The 16,510-nt window shown below is 77.1% G+C and carries 9 protein-coding genes; 1 reads left to right on the top strand and 8 read right to left on the bottom strand.

Going from position 1 to position 16,510, the window contains the following annotated elements; all coding sequences use genetic code 11:
- Positions 1-6: 6 nt before the first annotated feature.
- Genes cobA through nirB form a run of 3 tightly spaced genes read right to left on the bottom strand, consistent with a single transcriptional unit; the run spans position 7 to position 4,267 of the window.
- On the bottom strand, positions 7-1,296 hold the full coding sequence (gene cobA, locus GY42_RS03795; RefSeq protein ID WP_046528316.1) for a uroporphyrinogen-III C-methyltransferase: 1,290 nt from the start codon (positions 1,294-1,296) through the stop codon (positions 7-9).
- Positions 1,293-1,712, bottom strand: coding sequence for a nitrite reductase small subunit NirD (gene nirD, locus GY42_RS03790; RefSeq protein ID WP_046528315.1), 420 nt, complete (start codon positions 1,710-1,712; stop codon positions 1,293-1,295). The genes cobA and nirD overlap by 4 nt, the downstream gene beginning before the upstream one ends.
- Positions 1,709-4,267 carry a nitrite reductase large subunit NirB gene (gene nirB / locus GY42_RS03785; protein ID WP_046528314.1) on the bottom strand — a complete coding sequence of 853 codons (2,559 nt, stop codon included), beginning with the start codon at positions 4,265-4,267 and terminating at the stop codon, positions 1,709-1,711. The genes nirD and nirB overlap by 4 nt, the downstream gene beginning before the upstream one ends.
- 185 nt (positions 4,268-4,452) lie before the next feature.
- Between nirB and GY42_RS03780 the strand changes: the two genes are divergently transcribed.
- Complete coding sequence (locus tag GY42_RS03780; protein WP_046530510.1) at positions 4,453-6,036, top strand: molybdopterin-dependent oxidoreductase; 1,584 nt, start codon at positions 4,453-4,455, stop codon at positions 6,034-6,036.
- 63 nt (positions 6,037-6,099) lie between these two features.
- Here GY42_RS03780 and GY42_RS03775 read toward each other — a convergent pair whose 3' ends face one another.
- The 5 genes from GY42_RS03775 to GY42_RS03755 form a co-directional block, all read right to left on the bottom strand.
- Entirely contained in the window at positions 6,100-6,453 is a 354-nt protein-coding gene (locus GY42_RS03775) for a hypothetical protein (RefSeq protein ID WP_046528313.1), read from the bottom strand.
- Between the two features lie 191 nt (positions 6,454-6,644).
- Positions 6,645-10,904 carry a bifunctional nitrate reductase/sulfite reductase flavoprotein subunit alpha gene (locus tag GY42_RS03770; RefSeq protein ID WP_046528312.1) on the bottom strand — a complete coding sequence of 1,420 codons (4,260 nt, stop codon included), beginning with the start codon at positions 10,902-10,904 and terminating at the stop codon, positions 6,645-6,647.
- Entirely contained in the window at positions 10,904-12,334 is a 1,431-nt protein-coding gene (locus tag GY42_RS03765; RefSeq protein ID WP_082131341.1) for an MFS transporter, read from the bottom strand. The genes GY42_RS03770 and GY42_RS03765 overlap by 1 nt, the downstream gene beginning before the upstream one ends.
- 220 nt (positions 12,335-12,554) lie before the next feature.
- Positions 12,555-15,236: a multicopper oxidase domain-containing protein gene (locus GY42_RS03760; RefSeq protein ID WP_046528311.1), complete on the bottom strand. Its 2,682-nt coding sequence runs from the start codon at positions 15,234-15,236 to the stop codon at positions 12,555-12,557.
- Positions 15,233-16,417 (bottom strand): hypothetical protein, encoded by a 1,185-nt coding sequence (locus tag GY42_RS03755; RefSeq protein WP_046528310.1) that lies wholly within the window; start codon positions 16,415-16,417, stop codon positions 15,233-15,235. Before GY42_RS03755 ends, GY42_RS03760 begins: the two co-directional genes overlap by 4 nt.
- Between the last annotated feature and the right edge of the window lie 93 nt (positions 16,418-16,510).

Here is a 16,510-nt window from a genome sequence, read left to right as displayed (position 1 = left end):
GCGTGCTCACGCGTCCATTGTCACCGGCGCCGGGGGCGTGACGTCCACCTCGTCCACGGGCTCCCCCGGCCCGCCGGACGCCGCCGGCTCCAGCAGGCGCGGTGCCGCGACGTCGCCCACGACCACGACCGCGGGCGCCCGCACACCACGCGCGGCCGCGACCGCCGCGACCTCGTGCAGCGGCGCGCGCGTCACGCGCTGGTCGGGCAGCGTCGCGCGCTCGACCACCGCCACGGGCACGTCGGGGTCCACGCCGCCGGCCAGCGCGTCGCGCACGAGCCCGGGCAGCGCCGCGACGCCCATGAGCACGACGACCGTGCACGAGCGGTCGCGCAGCCCCGTGAGCGCAGCGGCCGACCAGCCGTCGGTGCCGTTCATGACGTGCACCGCGCCGACGACGCCGCGGTGCGTGAGCGGCACGCCGGCGGCCGCCGCGGCGGCGAACGCGCTGCTGACGCCCGGCACGACGCTCACCGGCACGCCCGCGGCGCGGCACGCGAGCACCTCCTCGCCGCCGCGGCCGTACACGAAGGGGTCGCCGCCCTTGAGCCGCACGACGACGCGGCCGCGCTGCGCCTGCTCGACGAGGAGCCGGTTGATCTCGTCCTGCGGCACGGGGTGGTGGCCGGGCGACTTGCCGACGTCGACGACCTCGACGTCGGCGGGCAGCTGGTCGAGCACGTCGACGGGGCCGAGGCGGTCGGCGACCACGACGTCCGCCTCGGCGAGCGCGCGACGCCCGGCGACGGTCAGCAGGTCGACGTCGCCCGGGCCGCCGCCGACGAGCACGACCCGGCCCTGCCCCGCCGTCGCGCGGCGGCGACGCAGGTCGACGTCGCCGGCCCGCAGGTGGGCCGCGAGCCGGTCCCGCACCTCGACGCTGCGCCGCGGGTCCGCGCCGGCGGCGGACACGACGCCGACGAGCACGTCGCCCGCCTGGGTCGTCGCGGGCGTGCGCGCCGTTCCCGCCGCCGGGCGGCGGGGGCCGCCGGCGTCGACGCAGAACACGCGCCGGGCGGTGGCCCACGCGACGACCGCGGCGTCGGTCGCGCGGTCTCCCGTGGCGGTGTGCACGAGCCACACGTCGTCGAGGTCGGTCTCGGCGACCTCGCGGTCGGACCAGCGCGCACCGCCGGCGACGACGAGGTCGGCGAGCGGCTCGCACACGTGCGGCGCGACGACGCGCACGAGCGCGCCCTCGTCGGCGAGCGCCTGCGCGCGTCGTGCCGCGACCGGTCCCCCGCCGACGACGAGGACCGCCCGGCCCGCGAGCTCGACGCCCAGCAGCGCGGTCACCCCGCACCGCCGAGCACCGCGAGCTGCACGTCGCCGTCGACGACGCGCACGCCCCACGTCCGCAGGTCCGCGCCGTGCCCCGCGACCGGCGTCTTGCCCGCGACGTCGAGGCACGCACCCGTGCGCAGGTCGAACACCTGCTTGTACATGGGCGACGCGACGGTCGGCACGTCGGTGCCGTCGACGCGGCGCGTCCCGACGATCCCGCGGGCCAGGACGTGCGCGTCGCTGAACGGGTCGTGCTGCTGCACGGCGTGCACCGTGTCGTCGAGCAGCCGGAACACCGCGACCTGCGTGAGCGTCGGTGCGCCGGCCACGCGGTCGGGCACGAGCGCCGCGGCGCCGCGCTCGGGCGCGAGGTCCGCGAGCCGGCACACGGTCAGCCACGTGGTGGTGGGCGCGTCGAGCGTGGTCACGAGCGGACCTCCAGGGTGGTGCCGGCGACGAGCACGGCGCGCTCGTCGGCGGTGGCGGGACGGACCTGGCCGCGCTCGGGCACGTACGCCAGGGACGGGTCGGCCACGTCGGGCGCGTTGACGAACGACGCGAACCGCCGGAGCTTGTCGGGGTCCTCGAGCGTCGCGCGCCACTCGTCCTCGTACTGCGCGACGTGCTCGTCCATCTGCGCGTCGAGGTCGGCGCCGATGCCCAGCGCGTCGTCCACGACGACGGCACGCACGCCCTCGAGGCCGCCCTCGACCTCCTCGATCCAGGGCGCGGTGCGCTGCAGGCGGTCGGCCGTGCGCACGTAGTAGAGCAGGAAGCGGTCGATGGTCCGCACGAGCGTCTCGGTGTCGAGGTCCTCGGCGAGCAGGCGCGCGTGACGGGGCGTGAAGCCGCCGTTGCCGCCGACGTACACGTTCCAGCCCTTGTCGGTCGCGATCACGCCGACGTCCTTGCCGCGGGCCTCGGCGCACTCGCGTGCGCAGCCCGAGACGCCGAGCTTGATCTTGTGCGGCGAGCGCAGGCCGCGGTAGCGCAGCTCGAGCATGACCGCGAGCGCCGCGGAGTCCTGCACGCCGAACCGGCACCACGTCGACCCGACGCACGACTTCACGGTGCGCAGCGACTTGCCGTACGCGTGCCCGGACTCGAAGCCCGCGTCGACCAGGCGGCGCCAGATCAGCGGGAGCTGGTCGATGCGCGCGCCGAACATGTCGATGCGCTGCCCGCCCGTGACCTTGGTGTACAGCCCGAAGTCGCGCGCGACCTCGCCCACCGCGATGAGCCCCTCGGGCGTGACCTCGCCGCCGGGCATGCGCGGCACCACCGAGTACGACCCGTCCTTCTGGAGGTTCGCCATGACGTGGTCGTTGGTGTCCTGCAGGGCCGCGCGCTCGCCGTCGAGGACGTGCGCGGGGGCCGTGGTCGCGAGGATCGACGCGACCGCGGGGCGGCAGAGGTCGCAGCCGCGCCCGTGCGTGCCGAACCGCTCGACGACCTCGGTGAAGGTCCGCAGGCCGGCGATCCGCACGGCGTCGTAGAGCTGGGCCCGCGACAGCGCGAAGTGCTCGCACAGCGCGGTGCTGACGCTCACGCCGAGGGCGGCGAGCTCGGTGGTCACGAGCTTCTTGACCAGCGGCAGGCAGGACCCGCAGCTCGTGCCGGCGCGCGTGCACGCCTTGACCGCGCCGAGGTCGTGGCAGCCCTGGTCGGTCACGGCGTGCCGGATCGACCCCGCGGTGACGTTGTTGCACGAGCAGACCGTCGCCTCGTCGGGCAGCTCGAGGTCCGGCGCTCCCGCTCCCCCGGCGGGCAGCAGGAACGCGCCCGGGTCGCCGGGCAGCTCGCGGCCGACCAGCGGGCGCAGGCTCGCGTACGCGCTCGCGTCGCCGACGAGGACGCCGCCGAGCAGCGTGCGCGCGTCGTCGGACACCACGAGCTTCTTGTAGACGCCCGCGACCGGGTCGGCCCACACGACCTCGAGCGCGCCGGGCGTGCGCGCGAACGCGTCGCCGAAGCTCGCGACGTCGACGCCCGCGAGCTTGAGCTTGGTCGCGGTGTCGGCACCGGGGTACGCGGCCCCGCCGCCGAGCAGCCGGTCGACCGTCACCTCGGCCATCGTGTAGCCGGGCGCGACGAGCCCGATGCACGCGCCCTGGATGCACGCGACCTCGCCGACGGCCGAGACGTGCGGGTCGGCCGTGAGGCACGTGTCGTCGACGACCACGCCGCCGCGCGGGCCGATCTCGAGGCCGCTGGTGCGTGCGAGCTCGTCCCGCGGACGCACGCCCGCCGCCACGACCACGACGTCCGCGTCGAGCCGCGTGCCGTCGGCGAGCTCGACACGGCCGACGCCCCCGCGACGGTGCGGCAGCACACGCGTCGTCCTGGCCTGCGTGCGCACGCCGATGCCGAGCCCGTTGATCAGCCGCCGCAGCGCCTCGCCGCCACCGAGGTCGACCTGCGCGGACATGAGGTGCGTGTCGACCTGCAGCACGGTCGCGCGGGCGCCGAGCGCGTCCAGGGCGCCCGCGGCCTCCAGGCCCAGCAGACCGCCGCCGAGCACGACCCCGCGCACGGGCCGCTGCTCGGCCAGGCGCGTGACGTGACCTCGCAGCGCGGCCACGTCGTCGAGCGTGCGGTACACGAAGACGCCCTCGAGGTCGGCGCCCTCGAGGGGCGGCACCCACGCCGACGACCCCGTCGCGAGGACCAGGTGGTCGTACGTGTACGTGCGGCCCGAGGCAGCCGTGACGCTGCGCGACTCCCGGTCGACGGCGGTGACGGCGTCGCCGCGCACGAACGTCACGAGCGGGTCGTCCCACAGCGCGGGGTCGCCGAGCGCGAGGTCGTCGGGGGTGCGGCCCGCGAAGTAGCTCGTGAGCGCGACGCGGTCGTAGGGGCGGCGCGGCTCCTCCGCGAGCACCGTGACGCGCCAGGAGCCGGCGGCGTCGCGGTCGCGCAGGGCCTCGACGAGACGCTGCGCGACCATGCCGCCGCCGACGACGACGAGATGACGGGGGTCCATGGGGCCTCCAGGCGGGCCGGGTGGGACGAGGGCGTGCGTCGACGCTACGAACCGGGCGTTTCGCGCAGGGGTGCGCCGGGGTTTCCGCGCCGGAACGTTTCCCTCTCACCGGGCGGGCCTCGCGTGTGAGACCTTCGTCCCGTGCGCCGTGGCGCGCTCCGTGCCCGCGGCCTAGCGTGGCGCGCATGACGACCCCCACGGTCGCGGCCCCGCGCACGCGCCGCCCGCGCACGCCCGACCTCCTCGCGGGTCTCGCGGGGCTGGCCGCCGGTGCGGTCACGGTGGGTGTCGGAGCCCTGGTGGCGATCGTCACGGGGCCCTCGACGGACCCGCTCGTGGCGGTCGGTGCGGCGTTCGTCGACGCGACGCCGGGGTGGCTCAAGGACGCCGCGGTCGCGGCGTTCGGCACGGCCGACAAGCTCGTGCTCGGCGTCGGGGAGGCCCTGGTGCTGGCCGCCCTCGCGGCCGTCGCCGGTGTCGCCGCGCGGCGCCGGTGGTCGGTCGGCGCGGTCCTCGTGGTGCTGCTCGGCGGGGTCGCGGCGTTCGCCGCGTCGCTGCGCCCCGACACCGGTGCGCTCGCCCCGGCCCCGGCCGTCGTCGGGACCGTCGCGGGCCTGTGGACGCTGCGCGAGCTCCTGCGCCGCCTGCCGCCCGCCGCACCGCCCACCGCGGCGGCACCTGGCCCGGTGGCCGACGCACCCGCACCGCCCGGCCGCCGCACGTTCCTGCAGCTCACCGCGCTGGCCGCCGCGGTCGGGGTCGTCGGGGCGGTCGTCGGGCGCGTCGCCGCCACCGGTGCGCGCGGCGCGCAGGCCGCGCGCGCGGCCCTGCGGCTGCCGTCGCCCGCGCGTCCCGCGCCGTCACCACCGAGCGGCGTCCAGGTCGCGGGCGTCGGACCGTGGGCGACGCCGCCCGCGGACTTCTACCGCATCGACACCGCGCTCGTGGTGCCGCAGGTCGACCCGGCCACGTGGCGCCTGCGCGTGCACGGGCTCGTCGAGCGGGAGGTCGAGCTCACGTGGGACGAGCTCCTCGCGTCCGACCTCGTCGAGGCGTGGGTGACGCTCGCGTGCGTCTCCAACCCCGTGGGCGGCGGGCTCGTGGGCAACCAGCGCTGGCTCGGGCTGCCCGTGCGCGACGTCCTCGCGCGGGCCGTGCCCACGGCCGACGCCGACATGGTGCTCTCGCGCAGCGCCGACGGGTTCACCGCGTCCACGCCGCTCGAGGCGCTCACCGACGACCGGGACGCGCTGCTCGCGGTCGGCATGGACGGCGCTCCCCTGCCCCCCGAGCACGGGTTCCCGGTGCGGATGGTCGTGCCCGGGCTGTACGGCTACGTGTCGGCGACCAAGTGGGTCACCGAGCTCGAGGTCACGCGGTTCGACCGGGTCAGCGCGTACTGGACGCAGCGCGGCTGGTCCGAGCGCGGCCCCGTGAAGACGCAGTCGCGCATCGAGGTGCCCCGCACGGGCGCGACGGTCGCGGCGGGCGACGTCGTCGTGGCCGGCACGGCGTGGGCGCAGCACCGCGGCGTCGAGCGCGTGCAGGTGCGCGTCGACGACGGCGCGTGGCAGGACGCCGACCTGGCCGCCGACGGCGGCGTGGACTCGTGGCGGCAGTGGCGGTGGACGTGGCCCGACGCGGCACCGGGCGACCACGTGCTCGCGGTGCGTGCGTGGGACCCCGACGGCCCGCAGACGGGCGTCCCGGCCGACGTCGTGCCCGACGGCGCGGCGGGCTACGACACGCTCGACGTGACGGTGACCTGAGCCGGGGCCGCACCCGCGCCGGTCGCACGGGCGACCGCGTGGGACGGCCGACGGCCGCCGCGATCAGCCCTGGACGCCGCGCGACACCTGCACGACCTGCACCTGCGCCGCGCCCGGGTCGCGCTGCAGGCACGCGAGCACGCGGTCGAGGTCGCCGCGGGCCGCGTCGGCGTACAGGACGACCGCGAGCGGCCCGCCGTCCTGGCCGTCCGGCACCGACACGCGCTCGACCGCGGGGTCGCTCGTGCACGCGGCGACGGTCGGGTGCTCGGGGCCGACCAGGACCGCCCAGGGGCCCGTCGCGGGCACGTCGACGCGCCCGCCGCCCGTCCCCGCGACGAGGCCGACCGCGAGCGAGCCGACCAGGCCGAGCACGACGAGGGCGGCGACGACGACACGGGTCCTGCGGCCGCGCACGGCACCTCCTGCGGGTCGGGGCGTGCGCCACCGGCCGGCAGGCACTCCCGGGGGAACGCACGACCGCGGCACCGGGTTCCCCGTGCGGCCCCGGGTTCCCGCGGCGGACGCGCCGCGGCTCGCGGGAGCACGGAACCCGTCACGCTCGCCGGGCCGACGCCGCGCGGGGTACGTCCGGTCGACGCGGGCGCTCAGTACACGTCGCGCACGTAGCGTCGCTCCGCCGCGAGCCGCCGGACGTACGCGGCGGCGTCCGGCTCGGCGAGCCCGCCCTCGCGGGCGACCACCTCGCGCAGCGCCGCGTCGACGTCGGGCGCCATGCGCCGCGCGTCGCCGCACACGTAGACGTGCGCGCCGCGCTCGAGCCAGGACCACAGGTCGCGCGCGTGCTCGCGCAGCCGGTCCTGCACGTAGACCTTCTGCCGCTGGTCGCGCGAGAACGCGGTGTCGAGGCGCGTGAGCACGCCGCTCGTGCGCCACGCGTCGAGCTCGTCGCGGTACCAGAAGTCGGTCGCCGCGTGCTGCTCGCCGAAGACCAGCCAGCTGTCGCCGCGGTGCCCGCGCGCCTCGCGCTCGGCGAGGAACCCGACGAACGGCGCGACGCCCGTGCCCGGACCGATCATCACGGCGGGTGCGTCGGGGTCCGACGGCGGGCGGAAGTGGGCGCTGGGTTGCACGTGCACGGCGACCTCGGCGTCCGGGGCGGCGTCCGCGAGGTACGTCGAGCACGTGCCGCCGCGCGGCCGTCCGGTGGGCCCCGCCCACCGCACGACCGACACCGTCAGGCGCACGCGGGCCGGGTCGACGAGCGGGCTCGACGAGATCGAGTACGCGCGCGGCTGGAGCGTGCGCAGCGCGTCGACCCACTCCTGCGGCGTCGCGTCGAGCGGGTGCGCCGCGACCACGTCGACGACGCCGCGGTCCCACGTCCACGCGTCGAGCGCCGCGCGGTCGCCCGCCCGCAGCAGGCGGCGCAGGTCGTCACCCGCCGCACGGGTCGTGCGGTCGGCGACGAACCGCAGCAGCGCCGGCGTCGGGCGGCCCAGGTCGAGGCCGGTGCGCAGCGCGTCGTGCAGCGGCTGCGTCACGCCGTCGAGCACGACCGGCGCGGCGGCGTCCAGCCCCGTCGCGCCGAGCATCTCCTCGACCAGCGCGACCGGCGTGCGAGGGCGGACCGCCAGGGCGTCCCCGGCCGCGTACGGCACGGGCAGCGGCGAGCCCGACGTGTCGAGCAGGACCTCGCGCACCTCCTTCGCGGCGCCCGCTGCCCCGAGGCGCCGACGGCCCACGAGCCGCGCCGTGCCGGGGTGCCGCCGCGACGCCCGGGCGGGCGCGTCACCCGACCCGGACGGCGCGACGGGTGCCGTGCGCGCCGGCGCACGAGCCGGCCCGCCGCCGACGCCGTCGCGCGCGTCCGCGTCGTCGGCGCCTCCCACGACCGTGCCACCGTCAGCCGCGTCGTCGTCCTGCTCGCCGCCGGTCAGCGCCGCGACGAGCCCGTCGAGCCACGGGCCGACCGGGGTGTCGTCGCCGGGCTCGCGCTCGAGGCGCGGCACGAGCCGCTGCGCGCCGAGCTCGGCGAGCCGGTGGTCGAGGCGCCGCCCGTGCCCGCAGAACCGGTCGTACGTCGGGTCGCCCAGCGCCAGCACCGCGAACCGCGCACCGCCGAACGACGGCGCCTGCGGGTCCGCGAGCCTCTCCCACAGCGCCGCCCCGTTGTCGGGTGCGTCGCCGTCGCCGAACGTGCTCGTGACCAGCACGACGTCACCGCGCCGGGGCAGGTCGTCGAGCGCGTCGTCCATCGCGCGCAGCCGCGTGCCGAGCCCGGCGGCCCCGAGCCGGTCAGCGACGACGCCCGCGAGCTCCTCGGCGGTGCCCGTCTGGGACGCCCACAGCACCGTGACGGTGCGGGCCGGCGCCCGCAGGGCGGCCGCGGACGGTGCACCCGGCGCGCGGGAGAACAGCCCCGCCAGCACGCCGTCGACCCACAGCGCGTGGTCGTCGCGCAACGGCGCCGTCGGCGGCAGCACGGGCGTCCCCGCCGCGCCGGTGCCACGCCCGAGACCCGCGAGGAACCCCGCCAGGTAGCGCCGCTCGCCGTCGCCGAGCGCGGGGGCCTCGACGTCGTCGACGCCGAGCGCGGCCGCGAGCGCCCGCATCGTGGCCGGACCGTCGAGCGTCGCCGACGCGGAGGCGGGCGCCGCGCCGGGGTCGGGGTCGGGTCCGGGTGTCGCGCCGTGCGTGCGTCGGGCGGGCGCGACCTCGGCGGCGACGGGCGTGAGCGCGACCGCGCACGCCTTGAGCTCGGGCTGCAGGGACAGCGGGTCGACCGCGTCGTTCGTCACCGCGTTGACCGCGAGGTGCTCGCCGAACACGTCGTTCCAGTGGAACGGCGCGAACAGCGTGCCGGGGCGCACGCGGTCGGTCACGACGACCGGCAGCACCGCGCGGCCGCGCCGCGACGCGACCTCGACGGGCGCCCGCTCGACGAGCCCGAGCCGCGCGGCGTCCTCGGGGTGCACCTCGACGAACGGGCCGGGCTCGAGCCGGTTCAGCGCCGGGACCTTGCCGGTCTTGGTCATGGTGTGCCACTGGTGCTGCACGCGGCCCGTCGTGAACCAGAACGGGTGGTCGTCGTCCGGCAGCTCGGCCGGGTCGACGTGCGGGCGCGCGTGGAAGACTGCGCGACCGCTCGGCGTGGGGAACGCCAGGCGCGGCCGCGTGCCGTCGGGGCGGGTGAGCAGCGGCTGGTGCTCGCCGTCGTTGAGGTAGCGCACCGGGTTGCGCGCGGGCGCGTCGGCGGACGCGCACGGCCACTGCACGGGCTCGCGGCGCAACCGCTCGTAGCTGACCCCCCGCAGGTCGTAGCCCGTGCGCGGGTTGCTCGCGCGGCGCAGCTCGTCGAAGACCTCCTGCGACGACGCGTACGCGAAGCCGTCGAACCCCAGGGCCGTCGCGACGCGCGCGACGAGCTGCCAGTCCGGCAGCGCCTGCCCGGGGGCGGCCAGCGCCCGCCGCGCGAGCGTCATGGTGCGCTCGGAGCTCACCATGACGCCGTCGACCTCGGACCACAGCGCGGCCGGCAGCACGACGTCGGCGTACGCGTTGGTCTCGGTGTCGGCGAACACGTCCTGCGTGACGACGAGCTCGGCGCGCTCGAGACCCTCGACCACGGTGCGGCGGTTGCCGACCGACGCGACCGGGTTGGTGCAGATCACCCACGCGGCACGGATCTCGCCGTCGGCCATGCGGCGGAACATGTCGACCGTGCCGGTGCCGACCTCGGTGCGGATCGTCCCGGGTGGCAGCCCCCACAGGTCCTCGCAGAACGCGCGGTCGTCGGCGTCGAGCACGCTGCGCTGCCCCGGCAGGCCCGGGCCCATGTACCCCATCTCGCGCCCGCCCATCGCGTTGGGCTGGCCGGTGAGCGAGAACGGTCCGCTCCCCCGGCGCCCGATCGCACCGGTCGCGAGGTGCAGGTTGACCAGCGCGTTCGTGTTCCACGTGCCGTGCGTCGACTGGTTGAGGCCCATCGTCCAGCACGACACCCAGTCACCCGCTCCGGCGATCATCGCGGCGGCCGCGCGCAGGTCGGCCGCGGGCACGCCCGTGAGCCGCTCGACGACGTCCGGCGGGTAGTCCGCGAGGAACGCGGGCATCGCGTCCCAGCCCTCGGTGTGCTCGGCGACGAACGCCTCGTCGACCGCGCCGGCCTCGACGAGCAGGTGCAGCAGGCCGTTGAGCAGCGCGAGGTCGCTGCCGGGCCGGACCTGCAGGAACAGGTCCGCCTTCTCGGCCGTGGCCGTGCGCCGCGGGTCGACGACGATCAGCCGGGCGCCGGCCTTGACGCGGTCGAGCAGCCGCAGGAACAGCACGGGGTGGCAGTCGGCCATGTTCGCGCCGACGAGCAGGAACACGTCGGCGTGGTCGAGGTCGTCGTACGACCCCGGCGGGCCGTCGGCACCGAGCGACAGCTTGTAGCCCGTGCCCGCGCTCGCCATGCACAGCCGCGAGTTCGACTCGATCCACCGCGTGCGCAGGTACCCCTTGGCGAGCTTGTTCGCCAGGTACTGCGCCTCGATGCTCAGCTGACCCGACACGTACAGCGCGATCGCGTCGGGACCGTCGCGGTCGAGGATCGTGCGCATCCGGCGGGCGACGTCCGCGACCGCGGCGTCGACGTCGGCCGGCACGGCCTCGGCGCCGCGCTCGGGCCGCACGAGCGCGGTCGTCACGCGTCCGCCGGCCGCGAGCATCGTCGCGCTCGTCGCGCCCTTGGTGCACAGGCGCCCGGCGTTCGCGGGGTGCGAGCGGTCGCCGCTCGCGCGGCGCACCGTGCCGTCGTCCCCGACGTCGAGGACGATCCCGCAGCCGACGCCGCAGTACGAGCACACGGTCGCGACCTGCGTCGTGGCCGTGCGCGCGTCCCGCGCGGTGGTGGTGGCCGTCATCAGATGACGGCGTCGCCGAACGCCGAGCCGCGGCGCGCGTACACGACCCACGTGGTGGCGGCCATGACGGCGTAGGTCGCGACGATCACCCACAGCGCCGCCTCGATGCCACCCGTCGCGGTGGTCGACGCCGCGAACCCGCGCGGCACCAGGAACCCGCCGACGGCACCGACCGCGCCCGCGATCCCGATGCACCCCGCGGCGGCCTTGGCCCGCCGGCCGCGATCGGCGTCGCCGGTCGCGCCGTGCCGGAACACCGCCGGGATCATGCGGTACACGGACCCGTTGCCGGCCCCCGTGGCGAGGAACAGCAGCAGGAACGAGCCGAAGAACACCGGGAACGAGCCGGCCCGCAGCGCGAGGATCGCCGACACGGTCCCGACCGCCATGACCGCGAACGCCGCGACCGTCACGCGGGCGCCGCCGAGCCGGTCGGCGAGCGCACCGCCCGCCGGGCGCGCGACCGACCCGACGAGCGCGCCGAGGAACGCGATCGACAGCGTCACGTCGGGGAACTGGGCCTTGAGCAGCGTCGGGAACGCCCCTGAGAACCCGATGAACGAGCCGAACGTGCCGATGTACACGAACGAGATGACCCACGTGTGACGGTGGCGCGCGGCCGAGCCGTACGCGCGCGGGTCGGCCGCGGCGTCCTTGACGTTGTCCATGAGCCGCCACGCGAGCACCGCAGCGAGGATCGCGAGCGGCACGAACATCAGACCGGCCCGCTCGAGGTGCACGCCGGCCGCACCGACGACGACCAGCGGCACCGCGAGCTGCACGGCCGCGGTGCCGACGTTGCCGCCCGCGGCGTTGAGGCCCAGCGCCCGGCCCTTCTCGCGCTCGGGGTAGAAGAACGAGATGTTCGCCATCGAGGACGCGAAGTTGCCGCCGCCGACGCCCGCGAGCGCGGCGACCGCGAGCAGCGCGCCGAACGGCAGGTCGGGTCGTTGCACGGCCCACACCAGGGCACCCGTGGGCAGGAGCAGCAGCAGCGCCGACACGACCGTCCAGTTGCGCCCGCCGAAGACGGGGACGGCGAACGTGTACGGGATGCGCAGCGTCGCGCCGACGAGCGACGGCACCGCGATGAGCCAGAACATCTGGTCGGCGGTCAGCGTGAACCCGGCCGCCGGCAGCTGCGGCACGACGATGCTCCACAACGCCCAGACCGCGAACCCGAGGAACTCGGCGAGGATCGACAGCACGAGGTTGCGGCGTGCGACGGCGCGCCCCGCCGTGCGCCACTGGTCGGGCGCCTCGGGGTCCCAGCCGTGCAGCCAGCGGCCGCGGTGCCGGACGAGCACGGGCTCGACGCCGGCCGGGGTGAGGACCTCGGCGCCGGGCGCCGGGGTCGGGGGTGCCGGGGTGGGGTCTGCGGGCGCGGTCGCCGAGGCGGCGGGCGCGTCGGTCGTCGGGGTCTGGGTCACGGGGAGCCTCCGGGCGTCGGTCCGCGCAGGGCTGCGCGGGGTCGGGCGTCGGGGCCGGGCGGTGCCCGGCGGGCGTCGCCGCGTGGGGCCGGCGTCGAGCAGGACGCTAGGCAGCGCGTGTTTCGCCCGGACGCGCACCCGCGTCACCGGCCCGCAACGTTCCGCGCACACACCGGCGGCCCGGGGTGTGAGAACTCCCCCGGGCCGCGTGGCGTCGCGGTCAGTCCGTGACGCGGAACCGGCCCTGCGCGCCGCGCTCGGCGTCGCCCATGGCGTGCGTGACGAACGGGTAGGTGCCGGCCTCGGGGAACGTCAGCTCGACGAACCCGCCCTCGGCGGGCGCGAGCGCGAGCACCTGCGCGCCGCCCGTCCCCGTCGACCCGCCGTCGCGCAGGGTCCAGTCGCCCTCGCGGTAGACGGTGTCGAACTGCCCGCCGACGACGTGGAACGACGACGGCCGGTTCGGCCCGGCGTCGAGCACCCACACGCGCACGCGCTCGCCCGCGCGGACCGCGAGGGGTCGGTCGCGGTACTGGTTCGCGTAGCCGTTGAACGTCAGCAGCGTGGGCTGCTGCGCGGTGAGCGCGGCCTCGTCGGCGGTGCCGCCCTGCTCGCCCAGGTACAGCTCGGACTGCACGAGCACGTACTCGTGGTCGACCTCGGGCAGGCCGGGCGGGTCGATGACGACCGCGCCGAACATGCCGTTCGCGATGTGCAGGCTCATCGGCATGGTCGAGCAGTGGTACATCCAGATGCCGCTGCGCGTCGCCCGGAACGTGTACGTGAGCGTCTCGCCGGGCTCGATGGTCCGCATGACGTCGTCGGGTGCGAGCGCGCCGGCGTGGAAGTCGATCGAGTGCCCGAGGCTGCCGTCGTTGACGAGCGTGACGACGAACGTGTCGCCCAACCGCCCGTGCAGCACGGGTCCGGGTGCGGTGCCGCCGAACGTCCAGGCGGTGCGCGTGACGCCGGGGGCGACCTCCTGGACGGTCTCGGTGACCGCGAGCGTCACGTGGTGGGTCGTGCCGTCGCCGACCGGCGGCAGCGTCGCGTCGCGCGCGACGAACGCGTCGTCGGGGGCCGCCACGAGGTCCAGCAGGTCGGCCGCACGCGTGCCGTCCCCCGCCGTGCCGTGGTGCGTGCCGGCCATGTCGTGCCCCGTGCCGGCGTCGCCCCCCGGGGCCGCCGCGACGGGTGGGGCCGGCTGCCCGCCCACCACGACGACGTCCAGCGTCATGCCCATGAGGCGGTGCCCGGCGACCGAGCACCAGCCCGCGAGGTCCTGCTGCACGACGCCGACGTCGACCGAGGCCGTGCCACCCGGTGCGAGGCGCCCCGACGTGGCACCGCCGTCGAGCACGAGGTCGTGCACCGTGGTGTCGGTGTTGACGACCTCGATGACCAGCCGGTCGCCGGCGGGCACCTCGACCGTGTCGGGCACGAACCGCATGTCCTGCGCCTCGACGCGCACCGTGGTGGTGCGTCCCGTCGCCCCGGCGTCCGACGTGGCGGGGGCAGCCGCGGCGCCCGCGGCGAGGACCTGCGTGAGGCCCGCCGCGGTGGGGTCGCCCGCGAGCGCGACGGCGGTCACCACGACGAGCGCGCCGACGGCCAGCGCACCGGCTCCGCGCCGCCGCGAGCGTGCCAGGGCGACCGCGACGGGGTCGACCGCGGCGGCGCGGGCCGGGACGACGGGCGCGGGGCGATCGATCGTGCCGGGCTGCCGGGCGAGCCGGACGGCCCGCGCGACGAGCACGAGGAACCAGACGCCCACCGCGAGCGCGGTGCTCGAGGCGACGACGCGCACGAGGCTCGGCGCGGGCAGCACGAAGATCACGAGCGCACCGTTGAGCAGCACGGCGCGCACGACGGCGGAGCGGTCGAGCTCGGCGGCCACGGTGCGCGTGACGGCGGGACCGCCGCCGAGCACGACGGGCAGCAGGGAGGACAGCGCGCCGACGAGCACCTGCGCCGCGAACCCGCCGACGGTCGCGGGCGTGAGCGCCGAGAGCCGCGGGACGGTCGCGGCCCACGAGCCGGCGGTCGCGACGACCACGCCGAGCACCGCGACCGACGCGGCCCACCACACGACCGCGGCACCGACGCCCAGCGCGGCGTACGTGACGGGCGGTGCGGTGCGCGCCTGGCGGACCAGCACGTGCGCGGTCAGCGCGATGCCGGCCAGCACGACCGCGACTCCCGCGACCGTGACGGCGCGCAGGCCCGTGGCGGGCCCGAGCGCCGCGAGCAGGGTCCCGGCTACGAGCAGCACGAGCGAGCGGCGAGCCGCGGTCTCGGCGGCCGCGTCGATGCGCGTGCGCAGGACCGTCGGCCACAGCACGACGAGCGTGCCCGCGACCGTGACGCCGACGAAGCCGATCAGCGTGAGCACGACGTGCGCGACGTACCACCGCGCGTACGCCTCGGGGCCGGGCGCGGCGGTGGCCATGACGACGCCGCACGCGACGCCCGGGACCAGCAGCAGGCCCGCCGCGACGTAGGCGCGCGCGAGGTGGCCGAACCGCGAGGGCAGCGCGCCGCGGCCCTGCCGGACGATGCCGACGGCCTGCGCGACACCGATGCCGGCGACGGCGACGCCCCCGGCGACCACGAGCGCGGGCACCGACGTCAGGTGCCCGGCGACGACCGCGAGCACCCCGGCGGTGTGGGCCGCCAGGCGCCACGTGAGCGCGCGACGCGGTGCGGGGCTGCGCAGCAGCGTGTCGGCGAAGTGCTGGCTCCACACGAGGATCGCGGTGGTGATCGCGCCGAGCAGCGGCAGGTGCACCAGGAGCCACCCGGCCTCGGGCAACCAGCGGTGCGCGAGCGCCGCGACGGCGGCCGCGACGAGCCAGACCAGGACGAGGGCGTTGGCACGGACGTGGTGCGCGGCGCGGTTCACCGGGGACCTCCGAGGGTGAGACCCGCGGCGGCGGGCGGGGGCGGGGTCGTGGTGCCCGGCGCACCGGTCGCCGTCGACCGCGCGGGGCGCCGGGCGACGGGCGGCGGTCCGACCACCGCGGACGTCACGGCGACGACGACGAACAGCAGGAGGGCCACGACGTTGCCCACGCCTGCGACCTGCACCACGACGTCGAGCCCGCGCGCGTCGCCGACGAGCACCCGCAGCGCGAGGGTGGCGTGCAGCAGCACGAGCGGGACGTACATCGCGGGCCGGTACGGCAGGGGGCGCCGCAGCACGGCCGGCAGGATCACGGGTGCGTGGGCCATGACCATCGACAGCACGAAGCCGAGGAACACGGCGTGCAGCGCGGCGTCGTACCCGCGTCCGGCCAGCACCGGCCCGGCGACGAGCCAGAGCGCACCCGCGACGGCGAGCCACGCGTAGCCGGCGAGCATCGCGCACGCCATGAACCGGGGCAGGCCCGTGGCGCGCACCGTGCGTCGTGCGACGTCGTGCCGCACGAGGACCGCGACGAGCGCGAGCAGCACGGCACCGAGCAGCGCCCAGCCGACCGCGGGCCACAGCAGCGCAGCCGTCGCGGCGAGCGCCCACGCGCAGGCCAGGCCCCACACGGCGTCCTCGACGCGCGGCCCCGGCCCGCCGACCCGCAGCAGCTCGAGGCGCTCGCCCGCGATCGTCAGGACGAGGAAGCCCGTGAGGCACGGGACGAGGTGCGGCACGGCCGCCCCTGCGAGCCACAGCACGGCGGCCGCGACGGCGAGCGCGGCGCCCAGGGCCTGCACCGCGAGCGCGGCGGCGGGCTGCGTGCGCCACACCGCGAGGTAGATGCCGACGAGCGCGAGCGTCCCGAGCGCGAGGCACGCGCGGCCGACCCACAGCGGCGCGGGCGTCAGGAGCGCCAGACCACCGACCCCGAGCAGCGCGGGCGAGGCGAACGCGAGCGGCCGCCGCACGGCGACGGCACGTTCGAGCGCGACGAGCGTGCCGACGAACCCCAGCACCATGAGCGGTCCGTGCACGTCGGACCAGCGCTCGAGCCGCACGGGTGCGGGCAGCCCGAGCAGCAGCAGGGCGGCGTCGAGCCCCGCGAGCAGCGCGAGGCCGCCGGGGACGAGCAGCACGAAGTGCGGCGGGACCCTGGTCCTGGTCTTTTCCACGGCACGACGGTATTTAATGAGCCACCGGCAAGGCCCGGGACCTGGGTCCCGAGCCACCACCGGGCCCTCGACCGATCCCGTCACCGCGACCAC

Source organism: Cellulomonas sp. FA1, from assembly GCF_000986825.1.
GTDB lineage: Bacteria > Actinomycetota > Actinomycetes > Actinomycetales > Cellulomonadaceae > Cellulomonas > Cellulomonas iranensis.
Note: the sequence above shows the minus strand (reverse complement) of the source record. Positions and strands in the feature narration are given on the sequence as shown.

Coding starts and splice junctions, on each gene's coding strand:
- nirB (WP_046528314.1), bottom strand. CDS start 4,267: ATGGACCCCCGTCATCTCGTCGTCGTCGGCGGCGGCATGGTCGCGCAG.
- GY42_RS03780 (WP_046530510.1), top strand. CDS start 4,453: ATGACGACCCCCACGGTCGCGGCCCCGCGCACGCGCCGCCCGCGCACG.
- GY42_RS03770 (WP_046528312.1), bottom strand. CDS start 10,904: ATGACGGCCACCACCACCGCGCGGGACGCGCGCACGGCCACGACGCAG.